Source organism: Parvularcula marina (genome assembly GCF_003399445.1).
GTDB classification, from domain to species: domain Bacteria; phylum Pseudomonadota; class Alphaproteobacteria; order Caulobacterales; family Parvularculaceae; genus Parvularcula; species Parvularcula marina.
This window is the reverse complement of the sequence record NZ_QUQO01000002.1, coordinates 81712-104605: the sequence shown is the minus strand read 5'-3', so window position 1 is coordinate 104605 and position 22894 is coordinate 81712. Positions and strand designations below refer to the sequence as shown.

The following is a 22894-nucleotide window of genomic DNA, read 5'->3' as shown; positions in this document are numbered from 1 at the left end:
CTTTCTCGCTGATCTATCGTGACTTTTGTGCCGCACATTTGTTTTGCATTGCGAAGATATCCCCGTTTGCCTTCGCCTGTGCTAAAAGGGGATGTGGTGGAAGATGTGAGGGGTGTCCGCGATGCGGATTTCCAATGACGGGATTGCGCTGATCAAGCGTTTTGAAGGGCTCGAACTCGAGGCTTATCGGGACGCTGTGGGGATTCTCACCATCGGATACGGCCATACGGGCGATGACGTCTATGAAGGCCAGGTGATCAACGAGGCCGAGGCTGAAGCCATTCTTCGCCGCGACCTCGACCGGTTCGAAGTCGCCGTGAATGAAGGCATCAAGGCCCCGACGGCCCAATCGATGTTCGATGCCTTTGTTTCGCTCAGCTTCAATATCGGCTCGGGCGCGTTCAAGAAATCGACCGCCCTCAAACGCCACAACAAACGCGATTATGTCGGCGCCTCCGAAGCCATCACCTGGTGGAACAAGGCGGGCGGCAATGTCCTGACCGGCCTAGTCCGGCGCCGCGCCGCCGAAGAAGCCCTCTATCTTGAGGGTCTCGGCGATGTGACCGACGACAATCCGACAGCCAGTGCCGGGATTGAAGAAAACTCCCCTCGCCGCTCGAACCCTGTCTCGAGCCGGACGACCGCAGGGGCCGGCACAGCCGGGGCAGCCGGGGCAACGGGCGCAGGCGCTGTCCTTCTCGATGATGACGAGAAGGATGATGCCGCAGATGACGGCACGACGACGGATACCGGCACGACCGATACGGGCACCACGGACTCTGGGACTTCGGATTCGGGGACAACAGACACCGGATCGACAGACACAGATACTGATACAGCTGACACCGATACTGGCGACACCGACGTCGGTGATACTGGCACGCCCGATGACATGACCGATACGGGTGATGGCGATACCGAAGATGCTGGCGATTCGGACACAGGCACGACGGGTGATGAAGATGCCGACAGCGGGACCGACACCGCCGACGAGACAGTCGATGAAACGGCCGCTGAAACCACAACTGGTGATGATGATACCGGTACCGAGACAACAGAATCGACCGCCGATGATGGCGGCACGATGATGGAGAAACTGACGCCGGAAGACCGGACCGAAGCCATTGTCCTCATTGCTGGCGTCGTCGCAGTTCTCGCAGCGATTTTCGTGATCTTCTCGCGGATCGACGACTGGTTCAAATACCGCCGCTAGTCGGTGGTGGCGATCCAGTCGGGATCATCCTGCACGGCGCGTTCAAACGTCAGGAAGTCATAATAGCCGCAGCGCTTTTGGCTCGGGAAATCCCGGCAGATTTCCGGCCTTGCGTGATAGATCGTGCAATTGCGCGTCTCTGAATCGATGAAGCGGCAAATCGTCGTGAAATGCTCATCGTCCTTGTGGCGAAGGACGCGAGGGCTTTCCTCGTCGCCTTTTTTGGTAAACCGCTTTTTCGCCTGCGCCTCTGTTAGCCCGAAATGCTTGGCGAGCCGCTTGATATCTTTATCCGTCACCGGAATATGCTGATAAGAGCAGCAATAGGCCGGGCATTTGAGGCAGTTGTAACGGTTGCGGGAGGACTTTTTTTCCGCCATGGGCTCCGGTCTTCAATATCTGAATACCATGTGATGAACCGCCCCGCACAAACTGACAAGGCAAAGACGACATGATCCCGCGTTACACCCGCCCCGAAATGGATGCCATCTGGAGCCAGGAAACCAAATACAAAATCTGGTTCGAAATCGAAGCGCACGCCGCAACGGCCATGGCCCGTCTCGGGATTGTGCCCGAAGAGGCAGCCGCGATCATCTGGGAAAAGGGCAAGGACGCAAAATTCAGCCCCGAGCGGATCGATGAAATCGAAGCTGTCACAAAGCATGATGTCATCGCCTTTCTGACACACCTTGCCGAACTCGTCGGCCCGGAAGCCCGCTTCGTTCATCAGGGTCTGACCTCTTCAGATATTCTTGATACGTGCTTTTCCGTGCAGCTCGTTCGGGCGACCGACCTTCTGATGGAAGGGATGGACCGTGTCCTTGCGGCGCTTGAGACGCGGGCGAAGGAACACAAATTCACCCCCATGGTCGGGCGCAGCCACGGCATTCACGCCGAGCCCATCACTTTCGGCCTCAAGCTTGCTGGTTTCCATGCGGAGTTCCAGCGCGCAAAGAAACGACTTGAAACCGCGCGGGAAGAAATCGCTGTCTGCGCCCTCTCCGGTGCTGTCGGGACCTTCGCCAATGTCGATCCGTCCGTTGAGGAATATGTCGGCGAGCAGCTCGGGCTTTCGCCCGAACCCGTTTCAACGCAAGTCATCCCGCGTGACCGGCACGCAGCATACTTTGCCGCCCTCGGTGTCATCGCCTCTTCCGTTGAACGCCTCGCCACAGAGATCCGTCACCTTCAGCGTACGGAAGTTCGTGAAGCCGAGGAATTTTTCTCAAAAGGCCAGAAGGGCTCCTCCGCCATGCCGCATAAGCGGAACCCTGTCCTGACGGAAAACCTGACCGGACTTGCGCGCCTCGTCCGCATGGCCGTCGTGCCGGCCATGGAAAATGTCGCGCTGTGGCATGAGCGGGATATCAGCCACTCTTCCGTCGAACGCGGGATCGGGCCGGATTCAACAATCCATCTCGACTTTGCCCTCCATAGGCTCGCCGGTGTCGTTGAAAAGCTCGTCGTTTATGAAGATGCGATGCAGAAAAATCTCGACCATCTGGGTGGTCTTGTGAACTCGCAGCGCGTGCTGCTTGCCCTGACCCAAGCCGGCGTCAGCCGCGAGGACGCATACGTCCTAGTTCAGCGTAATGCGATGAAGGTCTGGGCCGAAGGCGGCATGTTGCTTGATCACCTGTCAGCCGATCCGGAAGTCACCGCTGCCCTGCCCCGCGAGCAGCTCGAACCGCTCTTTGATATCGGCTACCACACCAAGCATGTGGACACGGTCTTCAAGCGGGTCTTTGGTGAGTAATTTCTAGGTTGCCGGATAAGCCGTACAAGGCTTATCCGGTAATCCGCAGCGCGTTGACCGATGCTGCGATCGCGCGGAACGCCGCTGTCACATCAAGGCCTTCGACGAGATAATAGTTCGTTGGCGATGAGGCGCAGGCCTCCAGCGCCTCATCAGAGTCAGCACCCGGCGTAATGTCAAAGCCGATCGTGTAGATCACGATGCCTTCTTCCTTCGCTGCATTGCAGATGCGCTGCAGCTGACCGTGTGCAGAGTTTGTCGTAGTTGAATCAGAGGCCCGGCCATTATTCCGGATATTCTGATCCCAGGAATAATATTCCTCGACGGTGTAATATTCATACTCGACACACCGGGTCCGACGACGGCCGCGCCGATCGTAATATGTCTCATAGTCTATACAATCACCGCGACGCGTGTCCCAATAGGAGGCCGGGCGAACACCCTGGTTCATCTCACCATCCGTCATGATGATCAGCACTTTGAAGGAACCCACATCATAATCCGCCGGCCTGTCGGCGAAATCTCCGCCGAACTTGCCTTTCCAGTCCGGCGAGAGCGCGACGGCTCCCCAATACGCCCCTTCATTGATGGCCGTGTAACCATCCGCGCTAAGGTTCTGGATCTTGTTTTTCAACGCCGTGGGGCTTTTCCGGTTCATGTAAATTTCTGACGCAGAAGTCGTGACGCAATAGCGCGTGCTCCGATCCGGCCGGATACGAACTTCCGGACGCGCCCTGTATGGCAACAGGTCGAGGCTGTCGAAATCGTTGTTCTGAAGCTCGATACAGTCAGAGTTATTCGGTGAATTGAACCTGAAATTCCCGAACGGAACCCCTCCATATTGAAGATATTCATCCGGATCAGGATCAACATTCGCGGACGACCAGTTATACGCATAATCATCAAAGATCGGCGCAATGTTCACGGATGCCGAGAACGGCACAATGTTCATGGATGTCGTATCCGGGTCCGATGCAGCATAGATCGCATCGACAAACTCACTGGCAGCATCATGAAGGTTGTCGATCTTCGAGCCGCGCATCGAGCCTGATACGTCGAGGACGAGCGAAATTTCCAGATTGTCAGCAGCCTGCATAGCGGTCGCCACAGACGTCACCTTCAATTCCTTGATCCCAATGAGGGAGAGAAAATAGGTATTGGCAGACCCCGTCGCCCGCACCTGGATCGTCTTGTTGGTCAGCGATGCCGTATCCTGAAGAACCTCGACGGAGATATCAGAGTCAAAATTACGGCGATTGATCTGCCGCTGTACAAATTCAGTTACGACCGGATCAGTATCACGCGTCTGGGTCAGCGACGCCGCGGCGAGCACGGCCGATTCAACGACACTATCGAGTTCTGTACGTAAGGTGACGTAACGCGCGAAATCAACACCGGCCCCTAACACAAGGGTGACGGGCATGACGAGGATAGCCGTCATGAGAGCGACGTTGCCCTTGCGATTTTGCCAGAATGAGCGCCACATAAGAGACTCGTTTCTTACACTTCCAGACGCTCTTTATAGTGCAGCACGATTAATTGCCGCTTAAACAAGTAGGTAAACGAACAATTCAAATATTCTCAGAAAGTTTTTATTATTCATCACGACAGGCGCTGGAATTCCCTCACAAAAAACCCCTCATGTCCTGTTTTGACACAAGGGGTCTGATGATCCGTCTTAATCCAGATAAGTGAATTCTCAGGCAGTAATACCGCCGTCGACGTTGAACGCCGAGCCCGTCACAAACCGGCTCTCATTGGACGCAAGATAGGTCACGATTGAAGCAACCTCTGCAGGCTCACCAAGCCGTTTCAGCGGGATGTTTCTTGTGAGCGCAGCCTCGCCCTCTTCCTGCGATCCTTTCAGTGCAATCATTGGCTCAATGATCGGTGTGCGGGTAAAGACTGGATGCACAGAGTTACAGGTGATGTCATAGCCCGACCGCGCGCAATGAAGCGCGATAGATTTGGACATCATCGCGACACCCGCCTTCGCCGTATTGTAGGCGAGCAGATTTGGATCCGCTTTCTGTCCGGCCACGGACGAGATAACAATGATGGAAGCGGGCTGGCTTTCCTTGAGGTATGGCATCGCCGCATTTGTGCCGATGAAGACAGAGTCGCAGTCGATCGCCATGACCCGGCGATATCCCTCAAGTGTCTCTGATTCGACCGTGCCCCAGATCCCGATGCCGGCATTATGGACGAGCACATCAATGCCGCCGAGCATGCCATTTGCGCGAGCCAGAACAGACGCCCATTGTTCAGGATCAGTGACATCATGGGCGTAGCCGCCCTGCCCACCGATCTCTTCATTGGCCTGTTTGACTTTCTCAGCCTGAATATCGGTGATGATGACTTTTGCGCCCTCGGCGAGAAAGGTCTTGGCAAATTCAAGACCAAGGCCTTGCGCGCCCCCTGTGATGAACGCGCGCTTCCCTTCGAGCCTTCCGGTCATGTCCCGGACCTTACTTGCTCCATCGCAAGCCCGAGGCATTCAGACATCTTGGCACGGATTTCTTCGTCAGTAATTTTGTCTCGCGCATCGTTAAGATCGGCACGGAGTTTCCGGAAGACATCGTCGTCGCCCGCCTCTTCGAGGTCTGCCGTCACGACTGCCCGGGCATAAGCGTCCGCATCTGCACCTGTCAGTCCGAGTTTTTCTGCCGCCCAGGCACCAACCAGCTTGTCCCGTCGGGCTTCAACCTTGAAACGCAAATCTGCATCATGGGCGAATTCCGCTTCAAACCGGTTTTCACGTTCATCGAACGTCGTCATAGGGCGTCTCCTTGTTACAGCTAGATTCTGTTTGGCCTCTTAGCATGAGGCTGTCACGTGCAAACGCCTTTGCGAACGGCGGTGCAGCATGCTACTCGGATGAGTGCATAACCTTTCGGGGATGATGTGCCTCGCGTGACTGTCGCGGCCAAGGCCCCCCGTAAGCTAAAGGAATTCCTAATGGCCAGAGGCAAGCCCATTTACGAAGGCAAGGCGAAGATTCTCTATGAGGGTCCGGAGCCGGGGACGTTGATCCAGTTTTTCAAGGACGACGCGACCGCCTTTAACAACCAGAAACACGCGATCCTTGAGGGCAAGGGCGTGCTCAACAATCGGATCTCCGAATTCGTGATGTCCGAGCTTGAGCGCGTGGGCGTGCCGACTCACTTCATCCGCCGAATCAATATGCGCGAGCAACTGATTCGCCATGTGGAAATCATTCCGCTGGAAGTCGTGGTGCGGAACGTTGCGGCCGGCTCGCTGGTCAAACGGCTTGGCCTGAATGAGGGCGATGCCCTGCCCCGCTCGATTGTCGAGTTCTACTACAAGGACGACAAGCTGGGCGATCCGATGGTCTCCGAAGACCACATCACCGCATTCAACTGGGCGAACCCGCAAGAAATCGATGACATGATGGCCTATGCCCTTCGTGTGAACGACTTCCTCTCCGGCCTCTTCTCAGCTGTCGGTATACGTCTTATCGACTTCAAGCTTGAATTCGGCCGCCAGTATGAAGGCGACATGGTACGGATCATTCTCGCCGATGAGGTGAGCCCGGACAGCTGCCGCCTGTGGGATGCCCGCAGCAATGAGTCGATGGACAAGGACCGGTTCCGCAAGGATCTGGGCGGTGTCGTCGAAGGTTATCGTGAAGTCGCGCGCCGCCTTGGCATCCTTCGCGACGAGAGTGAACGGTCGGATGCGACGGGCCCGGTGCTTGTCGCTTCGAATGACGGAGCGAATGCATGAAAGCGCGGATTCACATCCACCTGAAGAATGGGGTCCTCGACCCGCAGGGCAAGGCGATTGAGACGGCCCTGCACGGGCTTGGTTTTGAAGATGCCGGGAATGTCCGTCAGGGCAAGCTGATCGAGCTTGATCTCAAGGCCAGTGATGAGGCCGAGGCCATGAAACAGGCCGAAGAGATGTGCAAGAAACTCCTCGCCAATCCGGTGATGGAGCAATATCGCATCGAGCTGGTGGCCTGAGGGGCCACCACCACTCTCTCCTACTTACTGATTTTCAGGCCAGTTAGTTGCTGGACGGCGCAGCCATGCCGAGGCGTGCGCTTTCCGGATTTGCCCATTCGTTCAGTTTGGACAGATCCGTCAGACCACGGCGCTCAAGGATCTTGTAAGCGTCACCATACCATTCCGAGTCCGGATAATTGTATGCAAGGAGCGCGGCCTGACGCTGTGCTTCGAAAGCAACCCCCAGCTCGATATAGGCTTCGACCTGACGGTAGAGCGCCTCAGGCACATGGCTCGTCTGCGGGTAGTTCTGCACCACGCTGTTGAAGCGGTTCAGCGCCGCAATGTGCTGGTCTTTCTTGAGGTAATAGCGGCCGATATCCATTTCCTTGCCCGCAAGGTGGTCACGGGTCAGGTCCAGCTTGAGATAGGCATCGCGCGCATATTCCGTATCCGGATAACGCCGCACAACGTCTTCGAGCGAGGACATCGCCTTGACGGTGATATCCTGATCCCGGCCAACGTCACGGATACGCTCATAATAGTTCATCGCCTTGAGGTAATAGGCGTAGGCTGCGTCCTTGTTGCCCGGGTGGATCGACAGGAAGCGGTCAATGCTCTCGATCGACTGATCGTAGTCATTGGTCAGATACTGGGAATAGGCCGTCATCAGCATGGCGCGGCGCGCCCAGGCCGAATATGGGTGCTGGCGTTCGACTTCCTCGAAATAGAGGATCGCCTCGTCATAGCGGCGACGCTCAATCGCGCGGGCGCCGTTCTGATAGAGGATCTCCACCGGCTCTTCGACATAGGCAAAACGGTCATCATCCGTTCCGCGCAGCGAAGAACAGGCACCCAATGTCAGAATGCACCCCAGAAAAAGGACCCGTGTCAGGTTCGCGCTCATCAAGAACTCCGGCCGATAAATTTCAGAAATTTCTATGCATCCTGAGGGCGTCAGGGTCAAATGCCGCCTCGGGTCAGCAGCATAACCATTGGTAACGCTAGGGTTTCGTCAGGCCCGCGCCTGCTCGGCCGGCAGCGGCAGATCGTCAAGTGAGACCAGATCGGCCGCATGAGATTCGATCACCTTGCGCGCAAAGGCGGTATTGATGCCGTGACCAGGACGGATCGCCGTGATCCGCGCCGCAAGCGGCAGACCCATGAGATAGAGATCTCCGACAAGGTCGAGCACTTTGTGGCGGACAAACTCACGCTCCATGCGCAGCCCACCCTCATTGAGGACCTTGCCCTCGGAGACGACGATTGCGTTATCCATCGAGCCGCCGAGCGCGAGGCCCTTGGCGCGCATCATCTCGACATCCCGCAGGTAACAGAAGGTCCGTGCCGCCGAGAGTTCCTCGCGGAAAGAGGCATAGGCATTCTCGAGCGCCAGCTCCTGACGGCCGATGGCGGGATCGTCATATTCGACAACCGCATCGATCATGAGGGTTGCTTCTTCGCCTTCGGCCAGCGGTTCGGCTTCGATGATGCTGTCGCCGATCTGGACCCGCACCGCTTCACGCAGGCGGTAGACTTGGCCCGTGGCAGCAAGTTCGCGGACGCCGACGCTTTCGACGAGGTCGATGAAGGGCGCGGCACTGCCATCGAGGATCGGCACTTCGGGCCCGTCGATTTCGACGATGGCCTGCGTGATCCCCAGCGACGCGAACGCCGCGAGCAGATGCTCAACGGTTGAAATGGTGACCCCGAAACGGTTGGTCAGAACGGTGCCGAGCGTCGTCTGACAAACGGCCAGCGGGCTCGCCGGAATGGTGATGCGCTCAAGACCAGAGCTCTGGTCTTCAGGGCCGGCACTGTCGAGAAGGTCGATACGGCGGAACAGGATGCCCGTGCCGGCGGGTGCCGGGCGCACGGTCAGGCGCACAGGCTGGCCCGAGTGCAGGCCAATGCCTTCACAGATAGCGGTTGCCTTGATCGTGCGTGCCAGCATCGTGCCCGGCTGCTCCTCGCTTGCGTCAAACATCCTACGCCACCCCAAAAATTCGTAACTGCCCGTAAATACTATGGGGGCTGGAAGGCTTACCGGAAAATAACGCTATGTTACGCCGTGTTGCGATGCGGTAATCCGCCCGTCATTCAACGGTAACGGACTTGGCAAGGTTCCTTGGCTGGTCGACATCCGTGCCCTTCGCGACAGCGGCGTGATAAGCCAGCAGCTGGACCGGGACCGAGTAGACAATCGGCGCAATCAGGGGATCGACCTCCGGCACAGCGATTTCTCCCCAGACCTTGCCGCCCCTTGCCGCTTCGGCGAGCCCTTCGGCGCTTGAGACCAGAAGGCATTTGCCGCCTCGGGCCATGACTTCGTGCATGTTGGAAATCGTCTTGTCGAAGACCGCGTCGCGGGGCGCGAGAACGACCACCGGCACCGCTTCATCGATCAGCGCGATGGGGCCATGTTTGAGTTCACCAGCCGCATAACCTTCTGCGTGGATATAACTGATTTCTTTCAGTTTTAGTGCGCCCTCCAAGGCAAGGGGATAAGATCCCCCGCGGCCCAGATAAAGCACGTCCCGCGCTGTCGCGACCTCCGCCGCAATCGCCTCGAGGCTCTTGTCAGCATGGAGCATCTCGGCGACATGGCGCGGTGCTTCGAGCAGCACGCCGGTGAGCCGTTCCTCATCCTCTCGGCTGAGCACGCCGCGTGCGACGCCTGCGGCGATAGCAAGCGATGCGAGGGTTGCCAGCTGGCAGGTGAAAGCCTTGGTCGAGGCGACCCCGATCTCAGGACCCGCATGGGTAGGATAAAGCGCATCAGCTTCCCGCGCGATGGTGCTTTCGGGCACATTCACGATGGCGCCGACCTGCTGGCCTGCCTCCTTGGCATCACGCAGGGCGGCCAACGTGTCGGCTGTCTCCCCCGATTGCGAGATGAAGAGTGCGGCGCCGCCCTCGCGGTAAGGTACGTCGCGATAGCGCAGCTCGGAGGCGATATCGGTTTCGACCGGCAGGCGGGCATAGGTCTCAAACCAGTATTTGGCGACCAGCGTGGCGTAAAAGGCCGTGCCGCAAGCCGACATGGTCAGCGCGGTCACTTTAGAAAAATCGATGCCGCCTTCGGGCAGGACCACTTTCCGGCCGACCGGATCAACATAGGCCGAGATGGCATGGCCGAGCACTTCCGGCTGCTCATGGATTTCCTTGGCCATGAAATGCCGGTGCTCGCCCTTGTCGACGAGCGCGGCGGAGGCATCGGAAAGCTGCTCGGGCCGGAGGACTTCTGCGCCATCGGCATCAAAGATCGAGACCGTCTCCGGCGTGACGACCGCCCAGTCGCCATCGGAAAGATAGGTCACGCGGCGGGTGAAGGGCGCCAGCGCATAGGCGTCAGAGCCGACGAACATTTCGCCCTCCCCCCGGCCAATAGCGAGCGGGCTGCCCCGACGGGCGCAATAAAGCGTGCGCGCTTCACTCTCGACCATGACGGCGAGCGCAAAGGCGCCTTCGAGCCGTCCGAGCGCGGACGAAAAGGCTTCTGCCGGCGGTTTGCCCTTGGCGAGATAATGCTCGACCAGCTGAGCCACAGTTTCGGTGTCAGTCTCGGATTCAAATGTTGCGCCTGCCGCGACCAGTTCTTCGCGCAGCTCGGCGAAGTTCTCGATGATGCCGTTATGGACGATGGCGACTTTTGAGGTGGCATGCGGGTGGGCATTGGCCTCGGTCGGTGCGCCATGAGTTGCCCATCTGGTATGGCCGATGCCGATCTTGCCGCCAAGAGGTTCTGAATTCAGGCGTTCACGGAGCTTTCCAAGCTTGCCCACCGCCCGGCGGCGGCCTAGCCGCCCCTCCGCAATGGTCGCAATCCCGGCGGAATCATAGCCGCGATACTCCAGCCGCGAGAGCCCCTCAACGAGGCTTCCGCTGACATTTTCCTTGCCGATAATCCCAACTATACCGCACATGGAATGCTCCTACTCCTTGGGCTCTTTGCGCGCCCGGAAAGATTTCGCCCAGTCTTCTTTGGTCATCTGACGCCCGCGCGCGACGGTTAGTGCATCATCGGGCACGGACTTTGTGACGACCGAGCCTGACCCGACATAGGCGCCTTTGCCGATGGTGACGGGCGCGACCAGCGACGAGTTCGAACCGACAAAAGCGCCCTCGCCGATCACGGTCAGATGCTTGTCATAGCCGTCATAATTACAGGTGATGGTGCCAGCGCCGATATTCGCCTCCGCGCCGATCTGCGCATCGCCAAGATAGGTCAGATGGCTGACCTTGGCGCCGGGGCCGAGCACGGCCTTTTTGGTCTCAACGAAATTACCGATCTTCGCGCCTTCCCCAACATCCGTTCCCGGACGAAGCCGGGCGTAAGGGCCGATGCTGGCACTCGCCTGAACCGTGCAGCCCTCAAGATGGCTGAAAGCCTCGATCCGCACGCCTTCGCCGACGGTGACGCCCGGGCCGAAGACGACATGCGGGCCGATCACCACATCCTGTGCGATCTGCGTGTCATGCGCGAACCACACAGACGAGGGATCGATCAGCGTGACGCCTGCATCCATCATCTCTTCGCGGCGGCGATGCTGGAAGACAGCTTCGGCGGCGGCAAGCTCTGTGCGCCGGTTGACACCGGAGGTTTCATCAATTCCTGCCCGGACGATCGCGCAGCGTCCACCCGCGGCCTTTGCCATGGCCGGCAGGTCGGTGAGGTAGTACTCCCCTTGCGCGTTGTCGTTGGAGAGCTTGGGCAGGTGCTCGCGCAAAAGTGTTGCGGGGGCGGCCATCAAGCCGGCATTGCACAGCGTCACTGCGCGTTCATCTTCCGAGGCGTCCTTGAACTCGACGATGCGGTCAAGATCGCCCTTTTCATCCGTGATCAGACGGCCATAGGCGCCGGGCTCATCCGTCTCAAACCCCAGCACGCTCAAGGCCGCGCCTTCTGTGACGGTACCGATCAGCGCGGCGGCCGTTTCGGCCCGCATCAGCGGCGTGTCGGCATAGAGGATCAGGACTGTGCCATTGAAACCTTCAAGGGCGGGCAGCGCCATCTGGACAGCATGGCCCGTCCCCTGCGGCGGGTCCTGCACAGCGATGGCAGCATTATCGTCAAATTCCTTCGCCGCCGCGGCGACCGCTTCGCCGCCGGCGCCGACGACCACGACCTGGCGCGCCGCACCGAGCGTCTGGCCGAGCGCCATGACGTGATGGAGCATCGGGCGGTGACCAACCTGATGGAGAACCTTGGGCAGGGAGGAATTCATCCGGCTGCCATGACCGGCGGCCAGAATGACGCATGCCAGTTCGGTTTTGAGCTCGGTCATGGGCGCTGGGTGATCTCCTCTTTCTCCCCTGACGCGGTTAGCCAATTGGCCGGGCCGCCGGAACACACGAATTATTGGCATTCGTGAAAGGGCTTTCGCGGTGCAGCGCAAGCCCCCCTTTCCGCCGGGGGCAACAAGGTCTAGCCCGCGCGTCATGACCGCGCCCGATTTTCACGACCTCACCGTCATTTTCGATCTCGACGGCACGCTGATCGACAGCGCGCCTGACCTGACCGAAGCGCTGAACCATGTCCTGCGCTCAGAAGAGCTCTCCCCCGTTGAGCCCGCCACGGTGCGCAGCCTTGTCGGCCAAGGGGCCCGCGCGCTGATCGAACGAGGGCTGGAGCTGCAGGGCCATGGCCTGCCCGATGAGCATGAAGCGGACCGGCTGGTCGGCCGCTTCATCGACTATTACCGGGATCATATTGCGGATCATTCGGTGCTTTTTCCGGGCGCCGAGGCCTGCATGGACACATTATCCTCATGGGGGGCAACGCTCGCGGTCTGCACCAATAAGCCCGAAGCCCTCACTCTACCGCTGCTCGACACATTGGAAATAAGCGCGCGCTTTGCGGAGATTATCGCCCGGGACAGCCTGCCCGAGCATAAGCCGTCCGGCGTGCCGCTGACCGAGATCCTGCACCGGACGAAGACGCCCCATGGCGTGATGATCGGCGACACGGTGACCGACCTGGGCGCAGCGCGGAATGCCGGCCTGCCCTGTTTTCTTGCCACTTTCGGCTATGGCCATGTCGAAGGGCCGCTGCACAAAAAAGAACAGCGCTTCGATGACTTCGAAGCGCTGCCGCAAATGATTTCAGATTTGATGTCCGCCAGCTGAGCCTCACCCCACTGCCGGACCAGCCCGGTTAGTGATGAGGATGCTCTTCTACTCGGCGAATGCTTGGCATGCCATTCACCATGTCACTGCGAATATCAAAGCGAGATGATCGCATCGTTGACACAAATCCCTGATGAACCAGCTCTACACTCACGTCATATCCCTTTTTCCGCCAATACTCACGGATGAGGGACTGCAGGCGCGAGGCCCCATCGTTTGAACAGTAGTCAGACATCGGACACCTCCATGGCTATAATTATGTCTAAGCACTGCATCCGATAGTTGTCTATAGGCCAGCCTTGTTGAAGGTTAAAAATTCGGAAACGAACTCGTTAATAAAATGCCGAAAATTAAAGGTTTTTATCGTTAAACGTGACGATATGATATAATATCACCCTATAATTTCCGGTAGCAACAAAAGGACAGTCCCTTGGATATGGATGCCCTCCCCGACGACCAATTGCCCAATTCCATCGGGGGACGCATTCGTGCCGCGAGAAAATCGCTTGGTCTCAACCAGGGCGGGTTGGCCGCGCGGCTGGGGGTGAGCCAGCCAACTGTCGCCAATTGGGAAGCCGATGTGCACAATCCCCGGCAGCTCATGCTGGCTAAACTCTCAGAGGCGCTCGAAGTTTCACTAGGGTGGCTCGCGGGCGGCAATTCGACCGAACGGCTCTCTCCCGACCACCCCGCCGCGACCTATCTGGCCCGCGGCGTCACCCATGTGCCGGTGCTGCCGCCCGAAACCCTGACCGACCGGCAGAGCCTGAAAAGCCGGACCGCGCATTGCACGGCCATCGACTATGTGCCGGTCAGCCTCGATTCGACGAGCCTGTTCGGCGTGATGCTGGATCCCGGCCCCTATCAGGCATTATTCCCCGGCACGCCGCTGTTCATTTTCGATTTCGAGCGGATCGCACCTGAGCCTGATCTCTTTGCCCTGCTTCAGACTGAGGACGGCCCCGTCCTTCATGGCTGGACGACGAGCCTTGCGCCCCTCCCCAGCGGCGAAGTCCTCGGCACGCTGACCGCCGCAATCCGCTATTTCTGAGCCCCATTGCGGGGAGAAGCGGCGGCTGGCAAAGCGGTGCCGATGAGTGAGAATCCCCCACGCGGCACACATTTCCAGATCCTCGGCTGGCGCCTCCTGGAGGCGAACCGGGTCGCCTTTCTTTTTGACTGCGACGTCTACGGCGCATTCGAGGAGACGGTCGATTTCCCCGGCCCCGATGGGGCGCTAGCCAGATTGGCGACTAGTGAGGGGCGCGAAATCCTGACCCTGCTCGGCGTGGCGCTGGGGGTCAGCAGCTATAAACTTGCCGCCGCGCCGCGGATCACCCTGCCGCCTCTGTCGCCAGCGGGAAAGAATATGGCTCGCGCTCTTTATACGGACGGGCTGGCCGAGTTCTATGTCAGGAACGACCTGCCCTGGCCAACTGATGTTGAATTCCTTGGCCCTGACCTGCCCGGGATTTCGGGCAGCGGGCAGAGTCTCGAAGGCCCGGCGCTGGTCGCCTTTGGCGGCGGCAAGGATTCCTACGTCGCCCGCGCCATCCTTCGCGAGGCGCAGCAGGAAGTCCAGCTCACCTCCGTCGTTCTGGGGGAAGCCGTCCGTGATGTCCTTTCCGCGACCGCGCCCGAAGATGTTCTCTTCATCGACCGGCGGCTCGACCCCAAGCTTTACGAAGTCGCCCCTCGCGCCTTTGGCGGGCATGTGCCGATCACCGCGATCAACATGCTGATCCTCGCCGTCACGGCGGTCACCCATGGCTACGGCAGTGTCGTTTTCGCCAATGAACGCTCCGCAGACGAACCGACTATGCAGATCGAGGGCAGCGCGCCCGCCAATCACCAATATTCGAAATCCTCGCATTTCGAGACGCTGATCAATGCCGCGCTCAAAGAAGCCCATCCGGCCCCGCCGCCTGTCTTCTCGATCCTGCGCCCCTATTCGGAGCTGTGGATCGGACGGGGTTTTGCGGGGATCAAGGACGCCTTCGGACGCTCCACGAGCTGCAACCGGAATTTCCGGCTGGCAGGCGATGCCGATAAGCGCTGGTGCGGGGCGTGTGCCAAATGCGCCTTCACCTCGCTGATCCTTGCCCCTTTCATCACCAAGGAAGAGGCAGAGACGATCTTCAACGGCCAGTTCCTTGATCGTGACACGCTCCTTCCTCTTTACCGGGAGCTTCTCGGCCTGACCGAGCACAAGCCATGGGATTGCGTCGGCACGATTGAGGAATGCCGCGCCGCCCTGTGGGGCGCTTCAAAAGGCGCCTTCGCAGACACCAAAGCCGTCCACTCATTCCTGCCCCCGCTCATAGATGAGATGGGCACGGATGGGCTGGAGGCCGCCTGGGCGCACAGCCTTGCCCGCGATGACGCTTTCCCCCTGCCCTCCGGCCTTCTTGCCGCCGCAGAAAAGGTGAGCCGGTGAGCCGCGTCCTCCTCATCGGCTTCGGGGTCGAGGGCCGCGCCGCCGCCCGGCATTTTCTCGCCCGCGGCGATGAGATCATCGCCGCCGACAAATCCGCCAGTGACAGACCGTGCCCGGAAGAATTTGCCAGGAACGCAACCTTCCGCTGGATGACCGAGGCCGAAGCCGTAAAAGAACTGAGCACAAGCGATCTTGTTTTGCGCTCGCCCGGCATTCCGCCATTTCACGATCTGGTCAAAGCTGCATTGGCTGCTGGTAAAAACGTCACCACACCGACCGGGTACTGGCTCGCTCATCATGCGCCTGCCAATACGATCACGGTCACGGGATCAAAAGGCAAAAGCACGACCGTCACCTTAATCGTCGGCCTGCTCGGCGCCATGGGCCGGAACGCCGCCCCGCACGGCAATATCGGCCTGCCGCCGCTTGATTCAGCGCCCACCACCGCCGATTATCCGGTGCTCGAGCTTTCCTCCTATATGCTTCATGACGTGCCCGACGGGCCGTACGCGCATCTTGTGACCAATCTCTTCCGTGAGCATACACCTTGGCACGGCAGTGAAGAGAACTATCACGCAGCGAAGCTCCGCCCGTTCTTCTTCACGCCTCCCCGGCCCGGCCTATCGGCCGCCGGGATCATCGAGCGATACGGTCTGCCCGAGGAAGTCCAGGCGATTGAAGAATATGCCCAGATTACTGATGATCATCTGATCATCGGCGACCGGCATCTTGCGATCACCGAACTGCCTGTTTTTTTTCGAGCAGGGCCCAATTTGATAGCGCTGCGCAATGCCGTTGCGATGGTCCGCAAAGTGACGGGTGCGCCGGTTCCGCTCGAGGCTGTTCTGGCGACCGCTGTAAATTTCAGGAGCCTGCCATCCCGGCAGGAGAAAGTACCGTCCACAGATGGACGAGACTGGATCAATGATGCGCTCGCCACCGTGCCCGAGGCCGTCCTTCATGCGCTGACCCGCTTTGCGGATCGCGAGATCACGCTGCTCCTCGGCGGTGCCGACCGGGAGCAGAATTTCACCGCTTTGGCAGGCGAAATTTCCCGGGTGCCCCGCGTCACACCGCTGATCTTTGGTTCAACCGCCACACGGTTGAGCGATGCTCTGACCGCGCAAAAGACAAAGTTTACAGCTTGCGAGAGCTTTGAAGCAGCGATTGAAACCGCCGCGAAGATGACCCCGCCGGGCGGCGTGATACTCTTCTCACCCGCCGCAGCATCCGAGCCGCCACATGACAATTATACCGTCAGGGCCCGGATATTCACCGAGGCTGCTGCCAGCGCCTAAGACTCATCGCCCGTGATGATGAGTTCCATATAGATGCCGTAGGTCGAGGTACGGTCAGAGACGACGCCGAAGCCGACTTCCTTCGCGCCCTCGATAAGCAGTCGGCTGCGCTGGACCGGATTGGCTTTCCAGCTGGCCAGCGCATTCTCAAAATTCGTGTAGCCGCCGGAGACAAGACTGCCTGCGACCTCCGGCGTCATGCCGACCGCTGCGAGACGTTCGCCGATCCCCTGCCCTTCGGCATTCAGGGCGGTGACTTCTCCGCGTGCGGCAAGCTCGAGGACATGCGCCTCGGCCACGTCGCTGAGACCCTCATTATAGGCAAGCGGCGCAAGGCCGTTCTCCGCACGGTAGGCATTGACCGAGGCCACGACCCGCTCTGCCGCAAGAAGGTGCATGACCTCGTCATCCGCCGGAGCCGGAGCAGCTGCCCCTTGGGTGCTGGCGATGACACGGGGGGCGGCCTGCGCCTCCAGATGCGCAGCGGCTTCACCGCTGATCACTTGGGGCACTTCCTGCGGTGCATTCATTTGAGGCTCCGCCGCTGCCATCGCGACTGGGGCGGCAGGTGCAGGCTCTTCAACAGGTTCTTTCACGGGCGCGGGCGCTGCGACCGGCGCTGGCGTTGCTGCCGGCCGGATCTGGGCCGCGTTCAGGGCATCGGCGCCGGTACGCCCCTCTGCCGAGATGAATTTATCCGCCTCCGGCTCTTTTTTCGGGGCCGGAGCAGGCGCCCCGGTAATGACATTCGGAACCTCAACCGGTTTCGGCTGAGCTGCCACCACGGCGACCGGCTGGGGACCGGGTTTTGGTGCAGGCCGGATGGCCGTCGCCGCCGTGACAAGCGGGCCGGCATCCTGCGCCGTTGCCACCATGGCGGTCGGCGCGCGCGAAGGCGCATCAGGTGACGGGATCGCCGGGGCCTCTCCGCTACTCGTCGCTTTGGGGGTCACCGCCGGAAGATCATTGTTCGCCTCAAGCGACGCCAACTCCTCCGCAGACGCTGCGTTATGTTGCGGCGTGACCACGGCCATCGGCTCGGCCTGATCAATCATTGGCAGGCCATTGAACGAACAGCCGGTGAGCATCGCGGCGCTGAGCAGCAAAAAGGATGTGCGGGGCATTGGCTTCTCCCAGAATTGTCCTTGTGACCTACATAGCCCATGCCATGTTAACGCCTCATGCGCCCTGATCGACAGAGTGCAAGGCGTCAATTTCCTTTTTTCAGCGATTTCAATCAATTACCAGCCGAAATTTTGGGGGCGGTGGCCCCCTTTTGCTGGCCCGCGAGCCGCTTTTTCTGCCGCAGATAGCCGTGCAGCGCCTCCGCGTCATAGCCATGCATCATCAGCCGGAAGCCTGTCTCAAAAAGAGACAGGGGCACCATCGGGTGATGATTATTGACGAAGGTCAGATGGTGATCATCCCCCAGAAGCTGCGCGACATAGATCGCGATGGTCTCATCAAGCTGGAGTGAATTGGCGGCGCGCTCGAAATCCCTCCGGGAAAGGAAGAAGCCGTAAACCGGCGTATAGGCTTCAATCGCCGTCTGGACATCAACGGCATTGAGGCGGCCGTTGGGCAGTGGCCCAAGCTCGATTGGCCCGTCTGAAATGGCAGAGAAATCGATCTGGTCCGGTGGCGACAGCTCCCGCCCGGCGGCGTTGAGTTCTGAATTCAGCCCGATGATGAAATTATAGATATTGAGGTCGTGCTGGAGGAAGGTGTTGTCCCGCAGATCCTCCAGCGTTGTGGGACGCAAGGGGATGGTCGGTGCCGCAACCCCGGCATTATCGCGGATGAACTGCATGATCTCCGTGCCGATGATGAAATGCCGGAGGATCAGCCGGTTGGCATCGGGCGTCGCAAATGTCCTCAGCCCCCAATAGATCACATTGTGCAGCGTCTTCGGCCAGTGCGGCCAGCGCGGACTGATCATGCGGAAGAACAGCACAAGGAGGAAAAAGACGAAAATGACCGGTCGGACGATAGGCAACAGATAACGCCGAGACCGGCTCTGGTTCCCACGCAGAAGGGCCGTTTTTGCTTCCTGCGCAATCGGGATCGACTGATCGAGCAGCAGCGCGTGCCAGGGATCAGGGTCCTTCGGGTCATGCGTTTTCACATGGAGCGGCTCAGCCACGGCCGACCTCCTCCAATTGCAGCGCATAGAGCCGGGCGACGACTTCGGCCGTACGGACCAGCGCGTCGCCCTCCTCCGATGTCCGGACGATCCGGGTGACCCATTTCTCAAAGTCAGCAAGGTGATCGTCATCCTCCTCCCCGTGATAGAGAAGGAAGCTGACCTGATCGTCTCGGAGGTGGAGCGTGTCGCGAATGGCGGTACCCCATTCTGTCGCCTTGCGGCTGCCCAGACCTTCGATGATGAACATCGCGCCCAAGAGATCGAACGGGTTCGGTTGGGACGCCTTATGGAACATATAGGCGGAGAGTGCCTCCGAGCCGATATTCTTCCGACCCCGGCGGATGTCTTCGGCTGCACCGCCGACATTCACGTAATTGGCCTCCAGCATCTGAAAATCCCGGTGCTCTGTGACAGCGTGGCGCATGAAGCGCGAGCGGAGATCAATATGCTTTGCATCGACATGGCTGGCCGCGCGCGCGATCCAGCAGCCGCCATCAACGACTTGCTGGCGCAGATCGAGAAGGAGCGCGCGGTAATCCTCGAGCGTGAACCGGCCAGCATTCAGCCGCCGGATGATCGGCACCTGCTCCAGCCGGCCTTCGAAATCGATCCAGACCAGCGCAAGACGGCGCATCACCGATTGTGTCAGGCTGTCTTCAGGCAATGTGTCATAGGCCATGGAATTACTCCTTTAGAGGGCCGTCAGCATCATGAAGGAAATCACGGCGCGCCCGCTTTCGGGCACGATGCAGAGAATTTTGTCGCCGGGCCGCGCAAGCCCCTTGCGGTTGAACTCATCGAGCATGACGAAGAGCGAGGCCGAGCCCGTATTCCCCGCCGTTGGCAAATTGGTGAACCATTTCTCCTCATCGATCATGCCGCCCGTAGTCTTGAGGAGCGAGATGATCTCTTCCCGGAGTGAATGCGCTGAATAGTGGCAGAGCAGCCAGTCGACTCCTTTGGGATCGACGCGCCCGCCATCAACGAGTTTGAGATATTCTCCGACCCAGGCACGGATGATCCGCTTGAGGAGCACCATGTCCTGATAAAGCATGATGGCGCCATCGCGGGCCGCTGCCGCTGGACCACCGGGATGGAAGGACCAGCTGTTCCGTAAATCTTCGCGATGCTCCGGCCCCTGCCCTGCGATCATGCAGGTCTCGAACCGGTCAGCGAGCGAGGTAAGGGTGATCCACTCGACCTTATAGGACGGCGTTCTTGCGCCCGGACGGTCCGCAAACAGGACCGCCCCGCCCCCATCAGAGAGCGTCCAGCGCAGGAACTCCGCCGCCATGCGATGCTCTTTATTCTGCAGCAATTCCTCCGCAGGGGTATAAAAAGACGGGCGGAACCAGCGCGAAGAGAATTCAGATCCTGTCGCGGCAGCCAGACGCGCCTCGCCTGCGCCGACCGACAGCGCGGCATATTTCGCCGCCATCATTGAGCTGGCGCAGACCGACTGGAAGCTGGCGATTTCGAGCGGACCTGCGCCCAGCTCTCCGTGCACGGCACTGGCATGACCGGGAACAAGCAAGTCCCCTTGCGTCGTTGCTGCCGCCAGAAGCGACAGCTCCTCCATCCCGTAGCCGCCATTGCCCATCGCATCGCGCAAGGCCGTGGCTGCCAGCGATGCATTGGAATGGGTCGCCTCCCCTGTTTCGGTCAGCGCGTAATGTCGCGTCTCGATCCGGTTGTGGCGCAGGATCAACCGGCCGAGCCGTTCCGACTGCGGATCGAGCACGCCGATATGGCGCACCATCCGGTCATTTGGCACCGGGGCACCCGGCAGGCAGGCCCCGGCGGCGGTCAGATAGACATCCTGCATCGCTCTCTCCCCGAGCCATTGAACATCGTTCATGAACATTGTTCAAAAGCGCAAAAATATCAAGCGGCACTAGATGAAGAATTGGAGAGATGATGGAAATTCAGTGTGTTAAACCGGTACTAGAGGGCCGTTTCTCTGCACAGGCAAAAGCCTGCACCCTATCGCACCGCGGACGGGTGCAGACAAAAAACCCCGGCGCCAGAGGCACCGGGGTTCCCGCCCACCATGAGGGTAGAATTAGAGTCCTACGCGTGGCGCAGCCTGCGGCCGAGCCAGATCAGGAGGCACGCACCGGCAAAGGCAACGATGAGCTGCCCCAGGATCCCGCCAAGCGCGAGACCAGCCAGCGCCAGAATCGCGTTAAGGACGACCGCGCCGACAATCCCGAGCAGGATATTCATCAGGATACCGTGGTTCGAATGCATGACCTGTTCAGCGCCCCAACCGGCAACGCCGCCAATAATAATCCAGAGAATAATATTCATGTCTTCAATCTCCCGCGAAAATCGCGCGGAGCCTCCTTGAAATGCTGTTGATGAAACGTGCGGGGGCGTGAATGGTTCCTCGCCCTATCCTGTGCCGATCTCGGCAGCGGCGATGACTTTTGGCGCCAGATCAGGGCTGTCACTGAAGGACTGGGCACCGAAATAGAGCGCGAGGGCTGAACTCATCAGGGTAAAGACCGCCATGGCGGAGCTTGTGGCCCAGAAAAGATGGCGGGTTTGTGTCTCGTTCCTCATGCGCATTCAATGCACGAGCCGGGCATGAGTTCCGGGCGCGGTTGGGGCGCTTGCGCTCCTTCTCCCTTACATCTCCGCTTCGGCAGCAGCGCTTTCAGCAATGTAGCCGCGGATCTGGATGACGTAGATCATGCTGACGATGATCGCGTAGCCCGCGACCGTCATCATATCATGCGACCAGCCGCCGATGATCGGAAGAGCGCTATAGGCATCGGTGGAGATCAAGAGGAACAGCGCTGCATTGATCAGCGCATAGCCGCCATGCCGGATGAAATCCCGCAGCTCAACCGGTGAGACCAGATACCACAGCACATTGATCAAGTGCCAGATCGCCGCGAGCGCGAATATCTGTGCCGCGCTGACATCCATGAAATTGATATCCAGAACAATCATCAGGGGCATCAAGAGGATGCCAAGATTGACGATGAACATCATCAGCTCAAGGATAAAAAGCCCAATAACGATCATGGGCCTAACGCGCCATTCCTTCGGACAATTCCCAGCCCGCCCGGTGATGAAAATTTCGCCCGCGATCACGTCATAGGCGGTAAAGGCGGTCGCCAGCATCAGGAGAACCGCCGCGAGCACGGCATCCTTTACGACAAATTCCAGATCGCCCGCGAGATTTCCGGCATAGGTCATAAGGACGACAAAGAGCCCGACAATGATCAGCTCTGTCCGGATGGCATTCATCAGATGACCGAATTTACGGAGATAAAAGCTCCTTGACGGACGGATGCAATCCTCGCGGCTGCGCTTGGCGCGCGCCGGCGCGTTGGGTTTCGCGTTCATGATCTTGTCCCCCTCAAGCCGTCCCTTCGGCCCCTTAACGCCTTATCATATGCAATCGGTGGGCCGTGTCACCCTCCCCCGGACGATCGACGATAAAGCCTAACCGTTCATAAAGGTGCCGGGCCGGATTGGCTTCCAGCACCATCAGCGTAACCGGCAGGGGCGCCGCCTTGGCAATGATTTCGGAGATAATCGCCTGGCCCAGCCCCTGTCCCTGCACGGAGGGGAGAAGGTGGATCTCCCCCAGATCGATCGCCTTTTCACCATCGGATATCAGATGGGCGTGCGCGGTCACGGCGCCGACAGGTTCGCGGCCCTCCTTGCCCTGACGGTAGAGAACAAGCGTGTCTTCGGCCCGCCCTTCAAACGCGTTGCGGACGTAATAGGCCGCGATATCGGCCTCATCATCCCAGGTCGCGCGGACGTAATTGTCCATCGTCTGTTTGAGGAGCCCGTTTGCGAATTCAGCATCATCCGGACGGGCGGGCAGCAGGATATAGGCGCCAGCATCGGTTTCGATCCGTGTGCCAGCCAGTTTTTCAGCAAAGGACGTGCCCGTCACTTATTCCTCCTGCCTCCCTCGGAAAGAT

At 59.5% G+C, this 22894-nt stretch carries 24 protein-coding genes; 8 read left to right on the top strand and 16 right to left on the bottom strand.

The genetic code is table 11. The features are described from left to right. The first annotated feature begins 121 nt into the window (after positions 1 to 121). Positions 122 to 1213: a lysozyme gene (locus tag DX908_RS14390; RefSeq protein ID WP_116393189.1), complete on the top strand. Its 1092-nt coding sequence runs from the start codon at positions 122 to 124 to the stop codon at positions 1211 to 1213. On the opposite strand, the gene DX908_RS14385 is transcribed toward DX908_RS14390, so the two are convergent. Further along, the gene (locus tag DX908_RS14385) at positions 1210 to 1593 is read right to left on the bottom strand and encodes a YkgJ family cysteine cluster protein (RefSeq protein WP_116393188.1); all 384 of its coding nucleotides are present in this window, start codon (positions 1591 to 1593) and stop codon (positions 1210 to 1212) included. The genes DX908_RS14390 and DX908_RS14385 overlap by 4 nt on opposite strands. A 71-nt stretch (positions 1594 to 1664) precedes the next feature. Here DX908_RS14385 and purB point away from each other — a divergent pair, with 71 nt between their 5' ends. Beyond that, the gene (gene purB, locus DX908_RS14380; RefSeq protein WP_116393187.1) at positions 1665 to 2969 is read left to right on the top strand and encodes an adenylosuccinate lyase; all 1305 of its coding nucleotides are present in this window, start codon (positions 1665 to 1667) and stop codon (positions 2967 to 2969) included. A 31-nt stretch (positions 2970 to 3000) separates the two neighbouring features. Here purB and DX908_RS14375 read toward each other — a convergent pair whose 3' ends face one another. From DX908_RS14375 to DX908_RS14365, 3 genes are all read right to left on the bottom strand, one after another. Beyond that, positions 3001 to 4455: a TadE/TadG family type IV pilus assembly protein gene (locus DX908_RS14375; protein ID WP_116393186.1), complete on the bottom strand. Its 1455-nt coding sequence runs from the start codon at positions 4453 to 4455 to the stop codon at positions 3001 to 3003. Positions 4456 to 4668: 213 nt separating this feature from the next. Further along, positions 4669 to 5427 carry an SDR family oxidoreductase gene (locus DX908_RS14370; protein ID WP_116393185.1) on the bottom strand — a complete coding sequence of 253 codons (759 nt, stop codon included), beginning with the start codon at positions 5425 to 5427 and terminating at the stop codon, positions 4669 to 4671. After that, positions 5424 to 5747, bottom strand: a complete 324-nt coding sequence (locus DX908_RS14365; RefSeq protein WP_116393184.1) for a DUF1476 domain-containing protein — start codon at positions 5745 to 5747, stop codon at positions 5424 to 5426. The genes DX908_RS14370 and DX908_RS14365 overlap by 4 nt, the downstream gene beginning before the upstream one ends. Positions 5748 to 5927: 180 nt before the next feature. Here DX908_RS14365 and purC point away from each other — a divergent pair, with 180 nt between their 5' ends. Continuing rightward, complete coding sequence (gene purC / locus DX908_RS14360) at positions 5928 to 6716, top strand: phosphoribosylaminoimidazolesuccinocarboxamide synthase (RefSeq protein WP_116393183.1); 789 nt, start codon at positions 5928 to 5930, stop codon at positions 6714 to 6716. Continuing rightward, positions 6713 to 6955 (top strand): phosphoribosylformylglycinamidine synthase subunit PurS, encoded by a 243-nt coding sequence (gene purS, locus DX908_RS14355; protein ID WP_116393182.1) that lies wholly within the window; start codon positions 6713 to 6715, stop codon positions 6953 to 6955. Before purC ends, purS begins: the two co-directional genes overlap by 4 nt. 43 nt (positions 6956 to 6998) lie before the next feature. Here purS and DX908_RS14350 read toward each other — a convergent pair whose 3' ends face one another. The 4 genes from DX908_RS14350 to glmU all read right to left on the bottom strand — a co-directional run bounded on the left by DX908_RS14350 (position 6999) and on the right by glmU (position 12225). Continuing rightward, positions 6999 to 7844: an outer membrane protein assembly factor BamD gene (locus tag DX908_RS14350; protein WP_116393181.1), complete on the bottom strand. Its 846-nt coding sequence runs from the start codon at positions 7842 to 7844 to the stop codon at positions 6999 to 7001. 108 nt (positions 7845 to 7952) lie between these two features. Further along, positions 7953 to 8924, bottom strand: coding sequence for a UDP-3-O-acyl-N-acetylglucosamine deacetylase (gene lpxC / locus DX908_RS14345; RefSeq protein WP_199564764.1), 972 nt, complete (start codon positions 8922 to 8924; stop codon positions 7953 to 7955). A gap of 109 nt (positions 8925 to 9033) precedes the next feature. After that, positions 9034 to 10863, bottom strand: a complete 1830-nt coding sequence (gene glmS, locus DX908_RS14340) for a glutamine--fructose-6-phosphate transaminase (isomerizing) (RefSeq protein WP_116393180.1) — start codon at positions 10861 to 10863, stop codon at positions 9034 to 9036. A gap of 9 nt (positions 10864 to 10872) precedes the next feature. Further along, positions 10873 to 12225: a bifunctional UDP-N-acetylglucosamine diphosphorylase/glucosamine-1-phosphate N-acetyltransferase GlmU gene (gene glmU / locus DX908_RS14335; RefSeq protein ID WP_116393179.1), complete on the bottom strand. Its 1353-nt coding sequence runs from the start codon at positions 12223 to 12225 to the stop codon at positions 10873 to 10875. 154 nt (positions 12226 to 12379) lie between these two features. Here glmU and DX908_RS14330 point away from each other — a divergent pair, with 154 nt between their 5' ends. From DX908_RS14330 to murD, 4 genes are all read left to right on the top strand, one after another. Next, the gene (locus DX908_RS14330; protein ID WP_116393178.1) at positions 12380 to 13066 is read left to right on the top strand and encodes an HAD-IA family hydrolase; all 687 of its coding nucleotides are present in this window, start codon (positions 12380 to 12382) and stop codon (positions 13064 to 13066) included. Between the two features lie 436 nt (positions 13067 to 13502). Next, the gene (locus DX908_RS14320; protein ID WP_116393176.1) at positions 13503 to 14117 is read left to right on the top strand and encodes a helix-turn-helix domain-containing protein; all 615 of its coding nucleotides are present in this window, start codon (positions 13503 to 13505) and stop codon (positions 14115 to 14117) included. 42 nt (positions 14118 to 14159) lie between these two features. After that, a complete protein-coding gene (locus tag DX908_RS14315) occupies positions 14160 to 15503 on the top strand; it encodes a MurL-like N-terminal domain-containing (protein WP_116393175.1) in 1344 nt (447 codons plus the stop codon). Next, on the top strand, positions 15500 to 16801 hold the full coding sequence (gene murD / locus DX908_RS14310; protein ID WP_116393174.1) for a UDP-N-acetylmuramoyl-L-alanine--D-glutamate ligase: 1302 nt from the start codon (positions 15500 to 15502) through the stop codon (positions 16799 to 16801). Before DX908_RS14315 ends, murD begins: the two co-directional genes overlap by 4 nt. Here the strand turns inward: murD and DX908_RS14305 are convergent. From DX908_RS14305 to DX908_RS14275, 8 genes are all read right to left on the bottom strand, one after another. Continuing rightward, the gene (locus tag DX908_RS14305) at positions 16798 to 17925 is read right to left on the bottom strand and encodes a CAP domain-containing protein (protein WP_116393173.1); all 1128 of its coding nucleotides are present in this window, start codon (positions 17923 to 17925) and stop codon (positions 16798 to 16800) included. The genes murD and DX908_RS14305 overlap by 4 nt on opposite strands. A gap of 113 nt (positions 17926 to 18038) precedes the next feature. Then, positions 18039 to 18944: a DUF6999 family protein gene (locus tag DX908_RS14300; protein ID WP_116393172.1), complete on the bottom strand. Its 906-nt coding sequence runs from the start codon at positions 18942 to 18944 to the stop codon at positions 18039 to 18041. Continuing rightward, entirely contained in the window at positions 18937 to 19626 is a 690-nt protein-coding gene (locus DX908_RS14295; RefSeq protein ID WP_116393171.1) for an iron-containing redox enzyme family protein, read from the bottom strand. The genes DX908_RS14300 and DX908_RS14295 overlap by 8 nt, the downstream gene beginning before the upstream one ends. 12 nt (positions 19627 to 19638) lie before the next feature. Further along, the gene (locus tag DX908_RS14290; RefSeq protein ID WP_233508728.1) at positions 19639 to 20805 is read right to left on the bottom strand and encodes a 3-oxoacyl-[acyl-carrier-protein] synthase III C-terminal domain-containing protein; all 1167 of its coding nucleotides are present in this window, start codon (positions 20803 to 20805) and stop codon (positions 19639 to 19641) included. A 212-nt stretch (positions 20806 to 21017) separates the two neighbouring features. Continuing rightward, a complete protein-coding gene (locus DX908_RS14285; RefSeq protein ID WP_116393169.1) occupies positions 21018 to 21257 on the bottom strand; it encodes a GlsB/YeaQ/YmgE family stress response membrane protein in 240 nt (79 codons plus the stop codon). An 84-nt stretch (positions 21258 to 21341) separates the two neighbouring features. Continuing rightward, positions 21342 to 21512 carry a hypothetical protein gene (locus DX908_RS16360; protein WP_158548834.1) on the bottom strand — a complete coding sequence of 57 codons (171 nt, stop codon included), beginning with the start codon at positions 21510 to 21512 and terminating at the stop codon, positions 21342 to 21344. A 66-nt stretch (positions 21513 to 21578) separates the two neighbouring features. Then, entirely contained in the window at positions 21579 to 22304 is a 726-nt protein-coding gene (locus DX908_RS14280; protein WP_116393168.1) for a hypothetical protein, read from the bottom strand. A 34-nt stretch (positions 22305 to 22338) separates the two neighbouring features. Continuing rightward, on the bottom strand, positions 22339 to 22866 hold the full coding sequence (locus DX908_RS14275; RefSeq protein WP_116393167.1) for a GNAT family N-acetyltransferase: 528 nt from the start codon (positions 22864 to 22866) through the stop codon (positions 22339 to 22341). Positions 22867 to 22894 lie beyond the last annotated feature (28 nt).